The sequence below is a fragment of the Isoptericola haloaureus genome (genome assembly GCF_036689775.1).
GTDB classification, from domain to species: domain Bacteria; phylum Actinomycetota; class Actinomycetes; order Actinomycetales; family Cellulomonadaceae; genus Isoptericola; species Isoptericola haloaureus.
This window is the reverse complement of sequence record NZ_JBAGLP010000117.1, coordinates 128,535-146,346: the sequence shown is the minus strand read 5'-3', so window position 1 is coordinate 146,346 and position 17,812 is coordinate 128,535. Positions and strand designations below refer to the sequence as shown.

18 protein-coding genes are annotated in these 17,812 nt (G+C 72.9%); 10 read left to right on the top strand and 8 right to left on the bottom strand.

Annotated features, from left to right (window positions below):
• Positions 1-46 precede the first annotated feature (46 nt).
• The 8 genes from V5O49_RS08870 to V5O49_RS08835 are packed head-to-tail and all read left to right on the top strand — an operon-like array spanning position 47 to position 6,933.
• Positions 47-1,381: an FAD-dependent monooxygenase gene (locus tag V5O49_RS08870; protein ID WP_332901902.1), complete on the top strand. Its 1,335-nt coding sequence runs from the start codon at positions 47-49 to the stop codon at positions 1,379-1,381.
• Between the two features lie 26 nt (positions 1,382-1,407).
• Positions 1,408-2,190: an SDR family oxidoreductase gene (locus V5O49_RS08865; protein WP_332901901.1), complete on the top strand. Its 783-nt coding sequence runs from the start codon at positions 1,408-1,410 to the stop codon at positions 2,188-2,190.
• Positions 2,187-2,648, top strand: coding sequence for a nuclear transport factor 2 family protein (locus tag V5O49_RS08860; RefSeq protein ID WP_332901900.1), 462 nt, complete (start codon positions 2,187-2,189; stop codon positions 2,646-2,648). Before V5O49_RS08865 ends, V5O49_RS08860 begins: the two co-directional genes overlap by 4 nt.
• Positions 2,645-3,499: a fumarylacetoacetate hydrolase family protein gene (locus tag V5O49_RS08855; protein WP_332901899.1), complete on the top strand. Its 855-nt coding sequence runs from the start codon at positions 2,645-2,647 to the stop codon at positions 3,497-3,499. Before V5O49_RS08860 ends, V5O49_RS08855 begins: the two co-directional genes overlap by 4 nt.
• On the top strand, positions 3,499-3,915 hold the full coding sequence (locus V5O49_RS08850; RefSeq protein WP_332901898.1) for a RidA family protein: 417 nt from the start codon (positions 3,499-3,501) through the stop codon (positions 3,913-3,915). Before V5O49_RS08855 ends, V5O49_RS08850 begins: the two co-directional genes overlap by 1 nt.
• Positions 3,912-5,159, top strand: coding sequence for a multidrug effflux MFS transporter (locus tag V5O49_RS08845; RefSeq protein WP_332901897.1), 1,248 nt, complete (start codon positions 3,912-3,914; stop codon positions 5,157-5,159). The genes V5O49_RS08850 and V5O49_RS08845 overlap by 4 nt, the downstream gene beginning before the upstream one ends.
• Entirely contained in the window at positions 5,156-6,646 is a 1,491-nt protein-coding gene (locus V5O49_RS08840; protein ID WP_332901896.1) for an NAD-dependent succinate-semialdehyde dehydrogenase, read from the top strand. The genes V5O49_RS08845 and V5O49_RS08840 overlap by 4 nt, the downstream gene beginning before the upstream one ends.
• Positions 6,643-6,933, top strand: coding sequence for a DUF2218 domain-containing protein (locus V5O49_RS08835; RefSeq protein WP_332901895.1), 291 nt, complete (start codon positions 6,643-6,645; stop codon positions 6,931-6,933). Before V5O49_RS08840 ends, V5O49_RS08835 begins: the two co-directional genes overlap by 4 nt.
• Before the next feature lie 24 nt (positions 6,934-6,957).
• On the opposite strand, the gene V5O49_RS08830 is transcribed toward V5O49_RS08835, so the two are convergent.
• Positions 6,958-7,653 (bottom strand): DUF5701 family protein, encoded by a 696-nt coding sequence (locus V5O49_RS08830; protein WP_332901894.1) that lies wholly within the window; start codon positions 7,651-7,653, stop codon positions 6,958-6,960.
• A gap of 224 nt (positions 7,654-7,877) precedes the next feature.
• Between V5O49_RS08830 and acnA the strand changes: the two genes are divergently transcribed.
• On the top strand, positions 7,878-10,643 hold the full coding sequence (acnA, locus tag V5O49_RS08825) for an aconitate hydratase AcnA (RefSeq protein ID WP_278234601.1): 2,766 nt from the start codon (positions 7,878-7,880) through the stop codon (positions 10,641-10,643).
• Between the two features lie 203 nt (positions 10,644-10,846).
• Here acnA and V5O49_RS08820 read toward each other — a convergent pair whose 3' ends face one another.
• Positions 10,847-11,686 (bottom strand): alpha/beta hydrolase, encoded by an 840-nt coding sequence (locus tag V5O49_RS08820; protein WP_332901893.1) that lies wholly within the window; start codon positions 11,684-11,686, stop codon positions 10,847-10,849.
• A gap of 99 nt (positions 11,687-11,785) precedes the next feature.
• Between V5O49_RS08820 and V5O49_RS08815 the strand changes: the two genes are divergently transcribed.
• Positions 11,786-12,454, top strand: a complete 669-nt coding sequence (locus V5O49_RS08815) for a TetR/AcrR family transcriptional regulator (protein WP_332901892.1) — start codon at positions 11,786-11,788, stop codon at positions 12,452-12,454.
• Between the two features lie 24 nt (positions 12,455-12,478).
• Here the strand turns inward: V5O49_RS08815 and V5O49_RS08810 are convergent, their stop codons facing one another.
• From V5O49_RS08810 to V5O49_RS08785, 6 genes are all read right to left on the bottom strand, one after another.
• Entirely contained in the window at positions 12,479-13,825 is a 1,347-nt protein-coding gene (locus V5O49_RS08810) for a permease prefix domain 1-containing protein (RefSeq protein ID WP_332901891.1), read from the bottom strand.
• Positions 13,822-14,229: a PadR family transcriptional regulator gene (locus tag V5O49_RS08805; protein ID WP_332901890.1), complete on the bottom strand. Its 408-nt coding sequence runs from the start codon at positions 14,227-14,229 to the stop codon at positions 13,822-13,824. Before V5O49_RS08805 ends, V5O49_RS08810 begins: the two co-directional genes overlap by 4 nt.
• A gap of 68 nt (positions 14,230-14,297) precedes the next feature.
• Positions 14,298-15,668, bottom strand: a complete 1,371-nt coding sequence (locus V5O49_RS08800) for a hypothetical protein (RefSeq protein WP_332901889.1) — start codon at positions 15,666-15,668, stop codon at positions 14,298-14,300.
• A 76-nt stretch (positions 15,669-15,744) separates the two neighbouring features.
• A complete protein-coding gene (locus tag V5O49_RS08795; protein ID WP_332901888.1) occupies positions 15,745-16,206 on the bottom strand; it encodes a DUF1801 domain-containing protein in 462 nt (153 codons plus the stop codon).
• A 17-nt stretch (positions 16,207-16,223) separates the two neighbouring features.
• Positions 16,224-17,111 carry an aminoglycoside phosphotransferase family protein gene (locus V5O49_RS08790; protein WP_332901887.1) on the bottom strand — a complete coding sequence of 296 codons (888 nt, stop codon included), beginning with the start codon at positions 17,109-17,111 and terminating at the stop codon, positions 16,224-16,226.
• Positions 17,111-17,809: an NUDIX hydrolase gene (locus tag V5O49_RS08785; RefSeq protein ID WP_332901886.1), complete on the bottom strand. Its 699-nt coding sequence runs from the start codon at positions 17,807-17,809 to the stop codon at positions 17,111-17,113. Before V5O49_RS08785 ends, V5O49_RS08790 begins: the two co-directional genes overlap by 1 nt.
• Between the last annotated feature and the right edge of the window lie 3 nt (positions 17,810-17,812).

The window sequence follows — 17,812 nt, the reverse complement described above, 5'->3', positions numbered from 1 at the left end:
ACCGGTCACGGGAGCCCGCCCCGCGCGACGAGAGAACGAGGACACCATGGACATCGTCATCATCGGCGCCGGCCCCGCCGGCCTCGCCACCGCGCTGCGGCTGCACCAGCAGGGCTTCACCCCCCGCATCTACGAGACCGTCGAGGAGCTCAAGCCCCTGGGCGTCGGCATCGACGTCAAGGTGTACGGGACCAAGGAGCTCATCGAGCTCGACGTCTACGAGGACTTCCGGACGATCTCCGTCGACGCCAGGACCTCGATCTTCTACAACCACCACGGCCAGGAGATCTACGCCGAGCTGTGCGGCGTCCACATGGGCTACGTCCACGAGCAGCGGTTCGTGCACCGCGGCTACCTGCAGATGCTGCTGTTCGAGAAGGTCGTGGAGCGTCTCGGGGCCGACGCCGTCGTACGCGGCGCACGCTTCGTCAGGTACGAGCAGGACGACGCCGGAGTCGACGTCCACCTGCGCCACACCGACGGCCGCGACGAGGTCGTGCGCGCCGACGTGCTGATCGCCGCGGACGGCATCAAGTCCGAGGCGCGCCGGCAGATGCACCCGGAGCAGTCCGAGCCCCACTACTCGGGTATCACGATGTACCGCGGTACCACCCTCATGGAGCCGTACCGCGACGGTCACACCATCCTGCACATCGGCGCACCCCAGATCGCGACCATGATCGTCTACCCGATCGCCGACGACTTCGAGGGCACCGGCAAGACGCTGGTCAACTGGGTCGTCGAGCGCGAGCGGGACGAGACGGTCGAGGACTGGAACCAGACCGGCTCGGTGGACGAGATCCTGCCCCTGTTCGAGACGGTGAAGCTGCCGTTCCTCGACGTGCAGGAGATGCTGCGCAACAACCGCGAGGTCTACCTCTTCCCCCTGATCCGCCACGAGCCGCTGGAGTCGTGGACCGACGGCCGGGTGGCGCTGATCGGGGACGCCGCCCACGCCATGTACCCGCGCGGAGGCAACGGCGCCTGCCAGGCGATCGTCGACGGCGGCGTCGTGGCCCGCAAGCTGGCCGAGATCGACGACGTCCCCAGCGCGCTCAAGGCGTTCGAGGCCGAGCGGATCGACCAGGTCAACGGCATGGTCATGGCGCACCGCGGCGAGGGCTACGAGGTCATCCGCCGGATGGTCGGCGACCGCACGGACTGCCGGCCGTTCGACGACGTCGAGGACGTGCTCCCCCTGACCGAGGCCGACGAGATCTTCAGCAAGTACCACGCGATGGTGGGTCAGCCGCGGCCCGGCTTCGCCGCCGGCGAACCCACCGGGTTCCGCACCTGGGAGGTCACCGAGGAGACGGTCGAGGCCGTCCAGGAGGCGACCGCACGTCGCCGGGCCGCCGGGACCGCCGCGGCGTCCCGCTGACCGTTCCGCGAGAGGAGAGCTCGACCATGGATCTCGGCCTGACCGGCCGCACGGCGTTCGTCGCGGCCTCGTCCCAGGGCCTCGGGTACGCCTGCGCACGCTCCCTGGCCCGCGAGGGCGCGGCCGTCACGCTCAACGGGCGCGACGACGACCGGCTCGCGGCGGCCGCGGACACCCTGCGCGCGGAGCTCGGGGACGTCGTCGTCGACCACGTGGCCGCCGACCTCACGACGGCGGCGGGACGCGCCGCGATCGTGGCGCACCTGCCCGAGGTCGACGTGCTCGTCACCAACAACGCCGGCCCCCGGCCCGGCAGCCTCGACGAGTGGGACGCCGAGGCACTGGTCGGAGCCCTGCAGGCCAACGCGGTCCCCGCCGTCGAGCTGATGCGGGCCTATCTGCCCGGCATGCGGGAACGTGGCTTCGGTCGCGTCGTCAACATCACCTCGGCGATGGTCAAGAGCCCGGCGGCCGACATGGGCCTGTCGACGTCGGCCCGTGCGGCCCTGACCGCCATCTCCAAGTCGATCTCCCTCGACGTGGCGCCCGACGGTGTCACCGTCAACAACCTTCTCCCCGAACGCATCGACACCCCCCGGCAGGAGTTCATGGCACAGAGACTCATGACGACCCACGCCATCGACCGCACCGAGGCGTTCCGTCGCATCACCGCGACGATCCCGGTCGGACGGCTCGGCACGCCCGAGGAGTTCGGCGACGCGTGCGCGTTCCTCTGCTCGGCGCGGGCCGGCTACATCAGCGGACAGAACCTGCAGCTCGACGGCGGCTCCTACCGGGGGCTCGTATGAGCGCCGTGGTCACCGCCGACGCCGTCGCGCGCGCCGAGATCCTCGCCGTCGAGGAGCGCCGCCGCGCGGCACTCCTGGCCCACGACCTGGACGCCCTGGACGAGCTCTTCGACGACACCCTGGTGCACGTCCACGCACCCGGCCTGATCCACAGCAAGGCGCAGCTCCTGGAGCACGTCGCCACCCGGCACGCCTACCTCGACATCACCCGCACCGACCTGGTGGTCCGGCTGGTCGGCGCCGACGTCGCCGTCGTGACCGGCCGCATCCTCAACCGGCTGCGCCGGCCCGACGGCGGCGAGCGCGAGCTCGGCGGCGTGGCCACGCAGGTGCTCGTCCGGACGGACGACGGCTGGCGGTTCGTCAGCTTCCAGATGACCCCCGACGGCGAGCAGGAGTGGGGCAGGCTGCCCTCCGAGATCGCCGCTGAGCACGACGAACAGGACGAGAACCGATGAAGATCGCACGATTCCGCCGCGGTGACGGCCCGGCACGGCTCGGCCGCGTCGACGGCGACACGCTCACCGACATCTCCGACCTTCCCGGGGTGGGCACGTCCCTGCGGGAGATCCTGCCGGAGCTGGACTCCCTGCGCTCCGCGATCGAGGCCGCCGACGGGCCCGTGCACGCTCTGTCCGAGGTCGTCCTCGAGGCCCCCGTCGACGCCCCCCAGAAGTACCTCGGCATCGGGATGAACTATGCCGCCCACGCCGAGGAGGCGCGCCGGGCCGGCATCCCGATCCCCACCAGCCAGATGTGGTTCAACAAGCAGGTCTCCTGCATCGTGGGGCCGCACGCCGACGTCCACAAGCCGCGCGTCTCCGACGAGCTGGACTACGAGGTCGAGCTCGGTGTCGTCATCGGGCAGCGGTGCCGCCACGTGGCCGTCGAGGACGCCCGGTCGGTGATCGCCGGGTATCTCGTGACCAACGACGTGTCCGTGCGCGACTGGCTCGCCAAGCTGTCGCCGACGTTCACCCTCGGCAAGTCGTTCGACACCCACGGTCCGATGGGACCGTGGCTCACCACCGACGACGAGATCGCCGACCCGCTGGCGCTGTCGATGCGTCTGACCGTCAACGGCGAGGTCCGTCAGGACGCCCGCACGGACGACATGATCTACGACGTCTACGAGCAGATCGCCTACCTGTCGCAGGTGATGACCCTCGAGCCGGGCGACGTGCTCGCCACCGGGACGCCGTCGGGGATCGGTGCGCCGACGGGCAGCTTCCTGAAGGTCGGCGACGTCGTGCGCGCCGAGATCGACGGTCTCGGCGCCATCGAGAACACGGTCGTCCCGGAGCCCTGATGACCGACACCCCGGACGCTCGCCCGCGTCGCACCAGCATCGAGCTGGACGCGTTCGGCCACGAGAACCCCGTCCCCGTGGGCAGCCGGATCGGCCCGTTCCTCGCCTCCGGGGTGCTGACCGGCCGCGACCCGCGGACGCGGGAGATGCCCGCAGACCTGTCCACGCAGTGCGCCAACATGTTCGGGCACGTGCGGGCCCTGCTCGCCGCGGCCGGCGGGAGCACCGACGACGTGCTGACCCTCACCGTCCGGCTCGCCGACTTCCGGGACCGCGAGGCGCTGAACCGGGAGTGGCTCGCCATGTTCCCGGACCCGACGAGCCGTCCCGCCCGTCGGGTCGTGGCCGCGGACCTCGACCGCGGGGCGCTCGTCCAGTGCGACCTGTGGGCGGTGCTCGACGGCACGGCACCATGACCGGGCCCGCTGACCGACCGGCACTCGTCGTCAGGGTGCCGCGCCTGCTCCCGCTGCTTGCGGTGCTCACGGCGCTCGGCCCCCTCTCGGTCGACCTGTACACGCCGTCCCTGCCGGCCATGCAGACCGAGCTCGGCGGCTCGGAGGCGCTCACCCAGGCGTCGATCACCACGTTCCTGCTGGGCATCGGCGTCGGTCAGCTCCTGTGGGGGCCGTTGTCGGACCGCGTGGGTCGACGTCCGGTGATCCTGCTCGGTGTCGGCGCCTGGGCGGTGGCGTGCATGCTGGTGGCGGTCGCGGTGTCCGTCGAGATGCTCGTCACCGTGCGGCTCGTCGCGGGGCTGTGCGCGGCGGCGGGGATCGCCGTCGCCCGTGCGGTCGTCCGTGACGTCTCCACCGGACCCGCGGAGACTGCCTCCCGCATAGGTGTGCTGTCCATGGTCACGGCACTGGCACCCGTCCTGGCGCCGGTTGTCGGCGCCGGCATCGCGGCGGTGGCCGGGTGGCGAGCAGACTTCGTGGTGATGGCGGCCGCCGGCGGACTGATCGTGCTCGCGTACGCATGGCTGGTCCCGGAGACCCTGCCGCTGGACCGGCGTGAACCCGGTGGCCTCGGCTCGGTGGCCGGTGCGCTGGTCCGCGGCCTGCGGGACCGCGAGCTCGCCGGCGTCGCGCTGCTCATGGCCGTCCACTCGTTCGGCTTCTACGCGTACATCACCACCTCGGCGTTCGTCGTCGAGCGCGAGCTCGGCCACCCGCCGACGGTGTTCGCCGTGGTGTTCGGCACCAACGCGCTGGCCGTCATCGCCGGGAACCAGGTGTTCCGGCGCGCGGTGCGGCGTCGGCACCCGGCCGCCCCGCTCGGTGCGGGGCTGGTCGTGTGCACCGCCGGGGGAGCCCTGCTCGCGGTCGGTGCCGCCGTCGGCGCGCCGGACCCGCTGCTGTGGGCGGCATCGATGGTGTACGCGCTCGGCCAGGGCCTCGTCCTGCCCGGATCGCACTCCTGGGCGCAGACGACGGCCGTCGCCTCGGGCGCGGCCTCTGCGCTGGTGGGTGCGGCGCAGTTCCTGGGCGGCGTGCTCGGGTCGCCGGTCACCGGCCTGATCGGACCCACGGCGGTGCACCTGGGGATCGTGCTGACGGCGTCGTCCGGCGTCGCCGTCCTGGTCCGGGCCGCCACCCGCGGACGGATCTCGGCGGCGCCCGACGGACCTCACGGATCGATCACGAAGGAGAACTCATGACCACGACGAACGAGGCGGCGTTGCTGGCTGCCGTCCCGGACGGGCTGCTCATCGGCGGGACCTGGCGTCCGGCGTCCGACGGCGCGACGCTCACCGTCGCCGACCCGGCCACGGGAGAACGCGTCAAGGAGATCGCGGACGCCGCCGTCGACGACGGCGCCGCGGCGATGGACGCCGCGAGCGAGGCGTTCCCCGCCTGGGCGGCGACCCCGGCCCGGCAGCGCGCAGAGATCCTGCGGCGGGCCTTCGACCTCGTCCAGGAGCGTGCTGACGACCTCGCGCTGCTGATGACGATCGAGATGGGCAAGCCCGTGGCGGAGGCCCGCGGCGAGGTGGCCTACGGCGGGGAGTTCCTGCGCTGGTTCTCCGAGGAGGCGCCGCGGCTGCAGGGCCGCTACGGGGCGAATCCGGAAGGGACCGGCCGGATGGTCGTGACCCAGCACCCGGTGGGCCCGTGCTTCCTCATCACGCCGTGGAACTTCCCGCTGGCGATGGCGACCCGCAAGATCGCACCGGCGCTGGCGGCGGGCTGCACCGTGGTCGTCAAGCCGGCCGCGCTCACCCCGCTGACCACGTTGTTCTTCGCCCGGATCCTGCAGGACGCCGGCGTCCCGGCGGGCGTGGTCAACGTTCTCACCACCACACGGACCGGTCCGGTATCGGAGGGGATCATCCGCGATCCCCGGCTGCGCAAGCTGTCGTTCACCGGGTCGACGCCGGTGGGTCAGAAGCTGCTGGAGCAGGCGTCCGGCGGAGTGCTGCGCACGTCGATGGAGCTCGGTGGCAACGCGCCGTTCGTCGTGTTCGACGACGCCGACCTCGACAAGGCCGTCGACGGCGCGATCGCCGCCAAGTTCCGCAACATCGGCCAGGCCTGCACGGCCGCGAACCGCTTCGTCGTGCACCGTTCCGTGGCCGCCGAGTTCACCAGGCGGGTCACCGAACGGGTCCGCGCCTTCCGGACCGGGCGGGGCACCGAGCCCGGGGTGACGATCGGCCCGCTCATCGACGACCGTGCCGTGACCAAGACCGCCGCGCTGGTCGCCGACGCCGTCGAACGCGGGGCGGCCCTGCGCCTCGGTGGAGAGCCGGTCGAGGGGCCGGGCTCCTTCTTCGCGGCGACGGTCCTCGCCGACGTCCCCGCCGGGAGCGACATCCTGCGCGAGGAGATCTTCGGGCCGGTCGTCGCCGTCGTCCCGTTCGACGACGAGGACGAGGCCGTCCGGATCGCCAACGACACCGAGTACGGCCTGGTCTCCTACGTGTACACCGAGAACCTGGCGCGCGGGCAGCGCATGGTCGAGCGTCTCGAGACCGGGATGATGGGGCTGAACGTCGGCGTCGTGTCCAACGCCGCAGCCCCGTTCGGTGGATGGAAGCACTCCGGGCTCGGTCGCGAGGGGGGCGCCGAGGGGATCCACGAGTACCTGCAGACCAAGTACACGATGACCGCTGACCCGTTCAGCGATCGAGGAGGCATGCGATGAGCGTCGACGACCCGACCGCCGAGGGCACCTTCGTCACGGACGACGGCGCCCGCTACGTCAAGCAGCTCGCCTCGCACCTGGGGCGCCGCTCGACGGTGGAGACCGACGGTGACGTGACGACGATCCGACTGACCGTGGGGCAGTGCACGCTGACCGTGGCAGAGCGGGAGGTGCGGCTGCACGCCGTCGGCGACGACGACGAGGGCCTGGAGACGGTCCGGCGCGTCGTCGGCGGCCACCTCGAACGCTTCGCCCAGCGCCGGGGGCTGACCGTCGACTGGGCGTGACCGCGGGGCGGGGTTCCGCAGCCCTCAGACGTGGCGGGCGGCGGTCGAGGCGACACCGAGCCAGGTGTGCCGGTTGCGCCACCAGCACCAGCCGATCTTGGTCGCGCCCCTGCGCCCCGCGCCGTCCCGCCCGGTGCCGCCGGAGATCCACAGCGCCGGGGTGCGCGCGTCGTACGCGCCGTCGGGCCGGCGTCGTCGCGAGCCGATCGTCATGAAGCAGCGCCCGGGCTCGAGGACCTCCGGGTCCTGCAGCACCCACTGGGCGCCCTCGGCGAGCGTGAGAGGGGAGCGGCCGCGCTCGGCGATCCGGGCCGCCGCCTCCTGCGGGGAGGCGTTCGCCATCTCGTCGCCGCGCTCCGGGGCGTGCACGAGGTAGACGTCGGCGTCCGGGACCTCGAGGTCGTCGACCGGACCGAACGCGTCGACGTCGGTCATGTCCTCGACCACGAACCCCTCGCGCTCGACGACGCCCGCCCGGGTGCGCACCTCGCGCCGCAGGTGCGGCGCCAGCGCCGACGGCGGCAGACGGCGCGGGTGCACCACGAGCAGCGTGCCGGGCGGTGCGGCGTCGGCCAGGCGCCGGGCGGCCGAGCGGAGCCCGGCGGCGTCGAGACCGTCCGGGGTGCCGTCGGGCGCGGCCGGGGTGCCGCCGTCGGGCACCAGACCCAGCGCGACGAGGTGGTCCGCCTGGGCCTCCAGCGGAGGCAGGGCAGCGGGCACGGGGCTCCTTCCGTCGGATGCCAGGGTCAACGCCGCGCGCGGGGCACGCGTTCCGGGTGAGGCAGGCCTAAGTATCTTGACGTCAAGATATATGGGCTATGCTGGGCGCAGCCCGGCGACCCCTGCGTACGCTGGGACAGCCCCCGCACGAGACGGCGTCGGAACCGCTGCGACCAGCGCAGGTCGGGTCCCGTCCGCCGGAAAGCCCCCGAGAAGGAGCCGCAGTGAGCAGCGTGGACACATTCGGATCGAAGGGAACCCTGGACGTCGGAGGGAACTCCTACGAGATCTTCCGGCTCTCCGCGGTCGAGGGGCTCGAGCGCCTCCCGTACTCGCTGAAGATCCTGGCGGAGAACCTGCTGCGTACCGAGGACGGCGCGAACATCACCGCCGACCACGTGCGCGCCCTGGCCGGCTGGGACCCGGACGCCCAGCCCAGCACCGAGATCCAGTTCACCCCGGCGCGCGTGATCATGCAGGACTTCACCGGCGTGCCCTGCGTGGTGGACCTGGCGACGATGCGCGAGGCGGTCGAGGAGCTCGGTGGCGACCCCACCCGCATCAACCCGCTCGCCCCGGCCGAGATGGTCATCGACCACTCGGTCCAGATCGACGTCGCCGGCACCACCGAGGCCTTCGCGCGCAACGTCGAGTTCGAGTACGAGCGCAACCACGAGCGCTACCAGTTCCTGCGCTGGGGCCAGACGGCGTTCGACGACTTCAAGGTCGTCCCCCCGGGCACCGGCATCGTCCACCAGGTCAACATCGAGTACCTGGCCCGCACCGTCATGACCCGCGAGGTCGAGGTCGACGGCGAGACGGTGCTGCGCGCCTACCCGGACACCTGCGTGGGCACCGACTCGCACACCACGATGGTCAACGGCCTGGGCGTGCTCGGCTGGGGCGTCGGCGGCATCGAGGCCGAGGCCGCCATGCTCGGCCAGCCCGTGTCGATGCTCATCCCGCGCGTCGTCGGCTTCAAGCTCACCGGCGAGATCCCGGCGGCCGTCACCGCGACCGACGTCGTGCTCACGATCACGCAGATGCTGCGCCAGCACGGCGCCGTCGGCAAGTTCGTCGAGTTCTACGGCTCCGGCGTCGGCCAGGTCCCGCTGGCCAACCGCGCCACCATCGGCAACATGTCGCCGGAGTTCGGCTCGACCGCCGCGATCTTCCCGATCGACGACGTCACCATCGACTACCTGCGCCTGACGGGCCGCAGCGAGGACCAGCTGGCCCTCGTCGAGGCCTACGCCAAGGAGCAGGGCATGTGGCTCGACCCGAGCTCGCCCGACTACGTCGAGCCGACGTTCTCGGAGTACATGGAGCTCGACCTGTCGACCGTCGTGCCCTCGATCGCCGGCCCGAAGCGTCCCCAGGACCGCATCGAGCTGTCGCACGCCAAGGCCGCGTTCGCGCGCGACCTGCCGAACTACGCCTCGGACGTCATCGACTCGGTGGACGAGGCCGAGATGGAGTCCTTCCCGGCCTCCGACTCGCCGTCGACCCACGACCACGTGCGCCCGACGGTGCCCGTCACCGACTCCCAGGGCCGCGAGTTCGAGCTGTTCCACGGCGCCGTGGCGATCGCCTCGATCACGTCGTGCACCAACACCTCGAACCCCTCGGTCATGCTCGCCGCGGCGCTGCTGGCCAAGAACGCCGTCGACAAGGGCCTGGTCTCCAAGCCCTGGGTCAAGACCTCGATGGCGCCCGGCTCGCAGGTCGTGACGAACTACTACGAGAAGGCCGGCCTGTGGCCGTACCTGGAGAAGCTCGGCTTCCACCTGGTCGGCTACGGCTGCACCACCTGCATCGGCAACTCCGGCCCGCTGGACGAGAAGGTCTCCGAGGCCGTCCAGGAGAACGACCTCGCCGTCGTCTCCGTCCTGTCCGGCAACCGCAACTTCGAGGGCCGGATCAACCCGGACGTGAAGATGAACTACCTGGCGTCCCCGCCGCTGGTCATCGCCTACGCCCTGGCCGGGACCATGGAGTTCGACTTCGACGCCGACCCGCTGGGCCGCGACGAGGACGGCAACCCGATCTTCCTCAAGGACATCTGGCCCACGCCGGACGAGGTCCAGGCCACGATCGAGTCCTCCATCGACCGCAAGATGTTCGAGAAGGACTACGCCGACGTCTTCACCGGTGACGACCGCTGGCGCGCGCTGGAGACCCCCGAGGGCTCCACGTTCTCCTGGGACACCGAGTCGACCTACGTGCGTCGTCCCCCGTACTTCGAGGGCATGGGCGCCGAGCCGGCGCCGGTCGAGGACATCACGGGTGCCCGCGTGCTGGCCAAGCTCGGCGACTCGGTCACGACCGACCACATCTCGCCGGCCGGTGCCATCAAGCCGGACAGCCCGGCGGGCAAGTACCTGGCCGAGCACGGCATCGCGCGTCGCGACTTCAACTCCTACGGCTCGCGCCGCGGGAACCACGAGGTCATGATCCGCGGCACGTTCGCCAACATCCGCCTGAAGAACCTGCTGCTGGACGGCGTCGAGGGTGGCTTCACCCACAACTTCGTCACCGGCGAGCAGGACACGATCTACGACGCCGCGCAGGACTACGCCGCGCAGGGCACCCCGCTGGTGGTGCTCGGCGGCAAGGAGTACGGCTCCGGCTCCTCGCGCGACTGGGCGGCCAAGGGCACCAAGCTGCTCGGCGTCAAGGCGGTCATCACCGAGTCGTTCGAGCGCATCCACCGCTCGAACCTCATCGGCATGGGCGTGCTCCCGCTGCAGTTCCCGGCCGGCGAGTCCGCCGACTCGCTGGGTCTGGACGGCACCGAGACGTTCGACATCGCGGGCATCACGGCGCTGAACGACGGCGAGACGCCCGAGACGCTGTCCGTCACGGCCACCAAGGACGACGGCTCCACCGTCGAGTTCGACGCGGTGGTCCGCATCGACACCCCGGGTGAGGCGGACTACTACCGCAACGGCGGCATCCTGCAGTACGTGCTGCGTTCGCTGGTCGACTGAGACCGGTTCCGCCCCGCACGACGACGCCCCGTCGCTCCTCGAGAGCGGCGGGGCGTCGTCGTGCCACCACGGGACCCGTCGCGCCGTGCCGTGCCATGCCATGCCGTGCTATGCGTTGTGGGCATGAAATCTGCAGGTCGGACTCGGTCCTGACCTGCAGATTTCATGCCCACAACGAAGGCGGGCGGGCGGGGGAGCGGGGGTCAGGCGGGGACGCGGGTCAGGTGGTCGACGACGGTCTTGACGACCACCTCGTCGTCCAGGACGCCGTTGTGGCCCTGGCCCTCGGTGATCAGCAGCTCGCTGCCCGGGTGGGCGGCGTGCAGCGCCCGCGCCTCCTCGGCGCCGTGCATGCGGTCGTCGGCGTCCTGGACGAACAGCGTCGGCACCGTGTCCGGGACGGTGCGCCGGCGCAGGTCGAAACGGGCGCGGAAGTCGGGCACCTCCGGGAAGAGCGTGCGGGCGATGTCGTTGCAGACCCGGTCGTGCAGGCGCGGGGCGATCCCGACGAGCCGCATGTAGGTCGCGGCCACGGAGTCGAAACTCGTCGGCGCGGCCAGGGACACGAAGCGTTCGGCGCGGAATCCCTCGTGCAGCGCCATCCCGGCGGTGAAGGCGCCCAGGGAGTGCCCGACGACGGCGGTGTAGGCGCCGTGCCTCTCCTGCATCGCCCGCATGGCCGCCATGTGCTCCAGCACGGTGAGCCGGACGCCGGGCGACTCGCCGTGCGCCGGGCCGTCGTAGGACTCCACCGACCACCCGGCGTCGACCAGCGCGCGCACCAGCGCGCCGAAGCGGCTCGCCCGCCGTTGCCAGCCGTGCACCAGCAGCGCGCTCGGTGCCTCCGGGGAGTCGTCGCCCCAGCGGTACGTCGTCACGGGGGAGCCGTCGACGTCCACCGTGCCGCGCCGGGCGCTGTCGTGGACGTCCTGGTCGGCGGGGCGCACCCGGGCCCGCGGGCCGACGGTGGTGAAGAGCCGCGCGGCGATGCCGGTGGCGACGGGGGGAGCGACGACGGACAGCGTGCGGAACGTCGCGCGCATCGGTGCAGGGACCACGGTGTACCTCCAGGAACGACGGGACTCCCTCAGCGTAGCACTATCTGAACGATCGTACGTAAAGATTTCGGGTAGACTGGCGCCATGACCATCCGCGGGGCCGAGCCGGAGACCGCCACCACCGTGCCGTCGTCGGACGGCCGGCGGCGACGCGGCGACCGCACGCGCACCGCGGTGCTCGACCACGCCGTGCAGCGCGCCTCCGTGGACGGGCTCGCCGGACTGACCTTCGGCACGCTCGCCACCGAGGCCCCGGCGACCAAGAGCGCGATCGCGGGACTGTTCGGCAACAAGGAAGGTCTCGAGATCGCGCTCGTCCAGCACGCGCGCGGGATCTTCCTCGCCGCGGTGATCGAGCCCGCCCGCGCGGCGGCGCCCGGGCTCGACCGCGTCTGGGCACTCGTGCAGGGATGGACCGCGTACTCCCGGACCCGCACGTTCGCCGGGGGGTGCTTCTTCCGCGCGGTCGAGACCGAGGTCGACTCGCGGCCCGGCCCGGTGCACGACGCCGTCGTGGCGGTCCGCCGCGAGTGGGACGGATATCTCGAGCACCACGTCGGGCTCGCCGTCGCGGGCGGCGACCTGGCTGCTGACGTCGACCCGGCCCAGGTCGTCTTCGAGCTCGTCGCCCTGCTCGGCACGGCCAACGACCGCTCGTTGCTGCTGGACGACGACGGCGCCTACGACCGGGCGCTGGCCGCCGTGCGCACCGTGCTGGTGGCCCACGGCGCGGACGCCGCCCGGCTCGCCTGACCGACGTCGTCGTCCCGGGGCGTCTCAGGCGAACACGAACGACGGCCCGAACGCGACGACCACGAACGCCGCCCAGGCCGCGTAGACGGGCAGGTAGGCGGTCTGCCACCGCTCCAGGACCCCGAAGGCGCGTCGGTGGCGCAGCAGGCCGAGCAGCAGCCAGGCCGAGCGGGCCAGGTGGACCGCCAGGAGCAGGTTCAGCCCCAGGGCCGCGACCTTGTTGGGGCTCGCGCCGAACTCCGCGATCCGGGTGAGCATCGCGGTCAGCGCGACCGCGTCCACGGTCAGCGCCACCACGACGAGTCCCAGCTGGAGGCCGTCGAACAGGCCGGGCCGGCGCAGCGGGTCCCGGGCCGAGACCGAGTACAGCACCAGCGCCAGGACCAGCAGCAGCACGCCGTCCATGAGGATGAGCAGCTCGCGGTCGACCGTCGTCAGGTCCCCGGCGGTGGCCAGCACGACCAGGCAGGCCAGCAGCATGAGCGTCGTCAGCGGCGTGAACACGCGGGTCAGGACCGGCGCGATGTTCTCCACCACCTCCTGCTTGGCCTCCACGAGCCAGGCCGCCACGAGGAACGCGCCCGGCACGCACAGCGGCAGGATCCACTGCTCCATCGCGGGTTCCAGGTCCAGGCCGGTCAGGCTGAAGAGTCCGGCGGTCAGGCCTACCAGCACGCCGCCGCCGAGGGCGAGCAGCACGTAGTAGACGGCCAGCTCGCCGGTGAACCGCACGAAGTCCATCCGGCGGTCGGGCGAGCGCCACCGGCCGCCGGTGTACGCGACGCCGACGAGCGCCCACAGCACCACCGGGGCGTGCAGCGCGGCCAGCAGCAGGGTCGACCCGGCCGGGTCGAACGGGTAGGTGTTGAGCACGACGCCGAGGACGACGGCGCCGGCCAGCAGCGCCGCCACCGTGCGCCCGGCCAGGCGACGCTTCCAGCCGAGGTAGGCGGCCACGAACGGGGCGACGAGCAGGCCGAGGTTCAGCAGCAGCGCCGCCTCGTCCAGGAACGTCGTGCCGGCCTTGACGGTCAGCCCTGCCCCGACGGCGCAGCCGACGACGACGGCGAGCTCGCGGCGCGCCGGGTCGGCGTCCGGCGCGGGGGAGTCGGGCAGGAGCACGAGCTGCTTCCAGAGGCGTTCGGAGTGGGCGCGGGCGAACTCGGCCGAGACGGCGTCCAGCCGTCCCATGCGCTTGACCGCGACGAGGAAGGCCTCGTCGTCGTCGAGCCCCGCGGCCCGCAGGTCGTCGATGCGCTCGCGCAGGTGGTCGGTCATCTCGTCGACGTCGTCCGGCGCCACGGCGCGATGGCGGCGCACGTAGTCGCGCCACCGGTCGACCTGCACCTCGAGGGCGTCGGGGCCGCTCATGCCGTGCCCCCGGCCGTCGCCGGGCCCGCAGCCGGCCGCGGGGCCGCCGCGCCGGCGGCGTCCGCGGCGCCTGCGGACAGCGTGCGCCAGACCTCGCCCAGGGTCTCTGCGACGACGTCCCACTGCCGGCGCCGTTCGGCCAGGGCCTCGTGCCCGGCCGGGGTGAGGGCGTAGTGCTTGCGGCGACGTCCGGACCCGGACCGGCCCCAGGACGCCTCGACCAGGCCGTGGCGCTCCAGGCGGTGCAGCAGGGGGTAGAGCATGCCGTCCGTCCAGCTCATCCGGCCGCCGGACAGCTCGGCCACCCGCTTGGCGATGGCGTACCCGTACGACTCGCCCTCGGCGAGGATGCCGAGCACGAGCGGTGTCGCGGAGGCCGCGACGAGGTCCTTGTCGATGTGCACAGCGCCTCTATCCCTCGATGTACGAGGTATTAAACCCTCGAGGTGCGAGGTATCGCAAGAGGGGCGCCTCAGACGAAGCCGAAGACCGGCCCGACGGCGACCACCACGACGAAGGCCCAGCCGACGTAGAACGGCAGCACCGCCGCCTGCGACCGGTCCAGCGCGGCGACCCCGTCACGCCGACGCAGCATCGCGACGAGCCGCCACGCCGACCACACCAGGTGCACGGCCAGCAGCACCCCGAGACCCAGGGCGGCGGTCTTGGCGGGGCTCCAGCCGAACTCGGCCGTCCGGGCCGCCATCGCCGTCACGACGACACCGTCGACGGCCGCGGCGGCCAGCACCATCGCCAGCAGCACGCCGTCGAAGAACCCGGGCCGCTGACCGGCCGGGCGGGCCGCCACCGTGTACAGCAGCAGCGCCAGTGCGACGACGAGGACCGAGACCAGGGTGATGAGGAACTCGCGGTCGACGGTCGTCAGGCTGCCCACCGCCCCCAGCACGGCGACGCTGACGAGCAGCGTGACGGTGGTCAGCGGGACGAAGATCTTCGCCAGCACCGGGGCGATGTTCTCCACGACCTCCTGCTTGGCCTCCACGAGCCAGGCGGCGACCAGCAGCGCGGCGGGCACACCCATCGGCACCACCCAGTCCTCGATCACGCTCCGGAACTCCACGCCGGCCAGGGTCAGGAGGCCGATCGTGAGCCCGACGAGCAGGCTGCCGCCCAGGGCGATGAGGGCGTAGTAGACCACCAGCTCGCCGGTGAACCGCAGGTAGCGCAGCCGGCCCGCCGTCGAGCGCCACCGCCCGGCGGCGTAGGCGACGCCGATCAGCCCCCAGAGGACGACGGGCGCGTGCAGCGCGGCGAGGAAGCCCGTCGCCCCGCCGACGTCGAACGGGTAGACGTCGATCGCGACGGCCAGGACGGCCGTGGCGAGCAGGAGCACGGCCGCGGTGCGCCACGACACCCGTCGCTTCCAGGCGAAGTAGGCGCCGAGGAACGGCGCCACGAGCAGGGCGACGTTGTGCCCGAACGCCGTGCTGTCGAGCTCGGCGACCCCCAGCTTGACGCTGACGCCGGCACCGAGGGCCAGCAGCGCCACGACACCGACCTCCCGCCAGTCGACCGCGGTGTCGCCCTCGGGGGCGGGTGCCCGGTCGAACCGCCGCCAGAACACCGCCGCCTGCTCGCGGGCGACGTCGCGCGCGACCGGGTCGTCCCGGTCCTGGCGCATCATCGCGACGAGGAACGCCTCGTCGGTGTCGAGGCCCGCCTCCTGCAGCGTGGCCATCCGGGCCCGGAGGCGCTCGGTGCGTCCCTCGACGTCGTCGGCCTCGTGCCGCCGCAGCGCCTCCCGCCAGCTCTCGAGACGGGCCTCCGCCGACTGCTCGGAACCCGCCGGCCGCGTCGTCCCGCGATCCCGGTCGCTGCTCATGGCTCTGCCGCTCCTCGCTCTGCTTCCATTGAAACGCCGGCCGGGGCGCCTCACCACAGCGGGGGCGGTGCGGTGCCTACCGGTCAGGGGAACCGTCACGGGCGCGGAGCCCGTAGGTGCCGGACGTCAGCCTGGCGTAGGCGTCGGCGACGATCTTCCCGAGCACCGCGAGGTCGACCTTCTCCAGGTTCGTCAGGTACAGGCAGCCGACGCCGGTCCGGTGCGGGCCCAGCCGAGCGAGGTTCTCGGCATGGGCGTCGACACCGTCCATGAGGTAGACGACGCTGTGCGCCGCGCGCGGTGCGAACGCCGCGGCGGGGGCGTCGCCGGACCGTCCCGAGGCGTACTCGTAGCGGTAGCGCCCGAACCCGACGATCGTGCCGTGCAGCACCGGGGGCTCGCCGGTGACCCGGGCCATCAGCTCCAGCAGGGTCCGGGCGTCCCGACGTCGGGCCGGGCGGGCGACGGCCTCGACGAACGCCGCCACGTCGGCGGGGAGGTCGGCGGGGACGTCGGCAGGGGGTTCTGGTGCGCTCACGGCACCAGTCTGGTCGGTCAGGAGTCGGCGAGCACCTGGGTCAGCGCCGCGGCGCCGAGCGGCGGCAGCCAGTCGTGCTCGGCCGAGGAGTCGACGACCATCGCGGTCGCCATCGCCACCGCCCAGCCGCGAGCCCGGACCCACACCGGGTCGCCGGCGGGGTAGCGGTGCGCGAGGCCGGCCCGGAACGCCTCCCGGCCGGCGGTGTCGAAGGTCAGCCAGGCCGTGGCCAGGTCCGTGGCCGGGTCCCCGGCCGTGACGTCCCCGAAGTCGACGACGGCGGCCAGCCCGGCATCGTCGTCGACGACGAGGTTGCCGGGGTGCGGGTCGCCGTGCAGCCAGAGCGCGTGCCCGTCGTGGACGGGGGCGGCCAGGGCGGCCTGCCACACGCGCTCGAGCCGGTCGGCCTGCCGGACCCGCGGGTCGGCGAGCCGGCGTCGGACGGCCTCGTCGCGGGTGGTCAGCGGCACGCCCCGGACCGGGTTGACGGGGGCGTCCTCGGCCGGGCGGTGCAGGGCCTCGAGGAACGCCGCCAGCGGTCCGGCGAGCCGACGGCGCCGCCACCGCGGGACGGCGGCCGCGCGGTGGCCGGCGAACCAGGGCACCACGGACCACGACCAGGGGTAGGGCGGGTCGGTGCTCGGGCTCCCGCGGCGCACCGGGGCGGGGACGGGGACCGGCAGCCGCTCGACCAGCCGGGGCAGCACCTGCTGCTCGTGCTCGATCAGCGGGGCCGCGGCCTCCCGGCGTGGCAGCCGCACGGCGAGGTCGTCGCCGAGGAGCACCAGGACGTTGTCCCAGCCCTCGGCGGCGACGCGCAGCGGGCGGTCGGCCAGGTCCGGGTGCTGGGCGGCGAGCAGCGCCCGCACCAGCGCGACGTCGATCTCGACCTCGGCGGCGACCATCAGGGGTCGATCTCCAGCTCGCGCCCGCGGTCCCAGGGCTCGGTCCAGCCCAGGTGGTCGAAGAGCGCGTCCAGGACGCCCGCGGTGAACCCCCACACGAGGTGCTGCGTGCCGCCGTCGTGCACCTGGAACGCCGGACCGCGCCAGACCTGGCCGCCGCGGCGCAGCACGGTGGTGACGCGGCGCTCGGGGTCGAGCAGGTCGGCCACCGGCGCGCGGAACACGTGCGCGGACTCGGCCGGGTCGACCACGCCGACGGGGGACTGGCGGGTCCACCAGGCCAGGACCGGCGTGACGACGTGGTTGCTCACCGGCATCGGCAGCGCCGCCAGCGTGCCGAGCACGTCGACGCCGTCGGGGTCGACGCCCGTCTCCTCGCGGGCCTCGCGCAGGGCCGCCGAGACGGCGTCCTCGTCCGCGTCCGCGCGACCGCCCGGGAAGGCGACCTGGCCCGCGTGCGAGCTCAGGGTCGCTGCCCGGGCGAGCAGCAGCACGTCGAGGTCGTGCGAGACGGCCTGCGCCTGGGCGTGGTGGTCCGCCGGCAGGCCGTCCAGCACGCCGAACAGCACCAGCACCGACGCCGGCCGGGCGACCTGCGGGTCGAGGTCGCCCCGGGCGTGCGGCCACGGACCGGTGAAGGCGTCGTCGCGCACCAGCGCCGCGAGCTGGTCGCGCGCCGAGGCGGGGGAGCCGGGCACGCC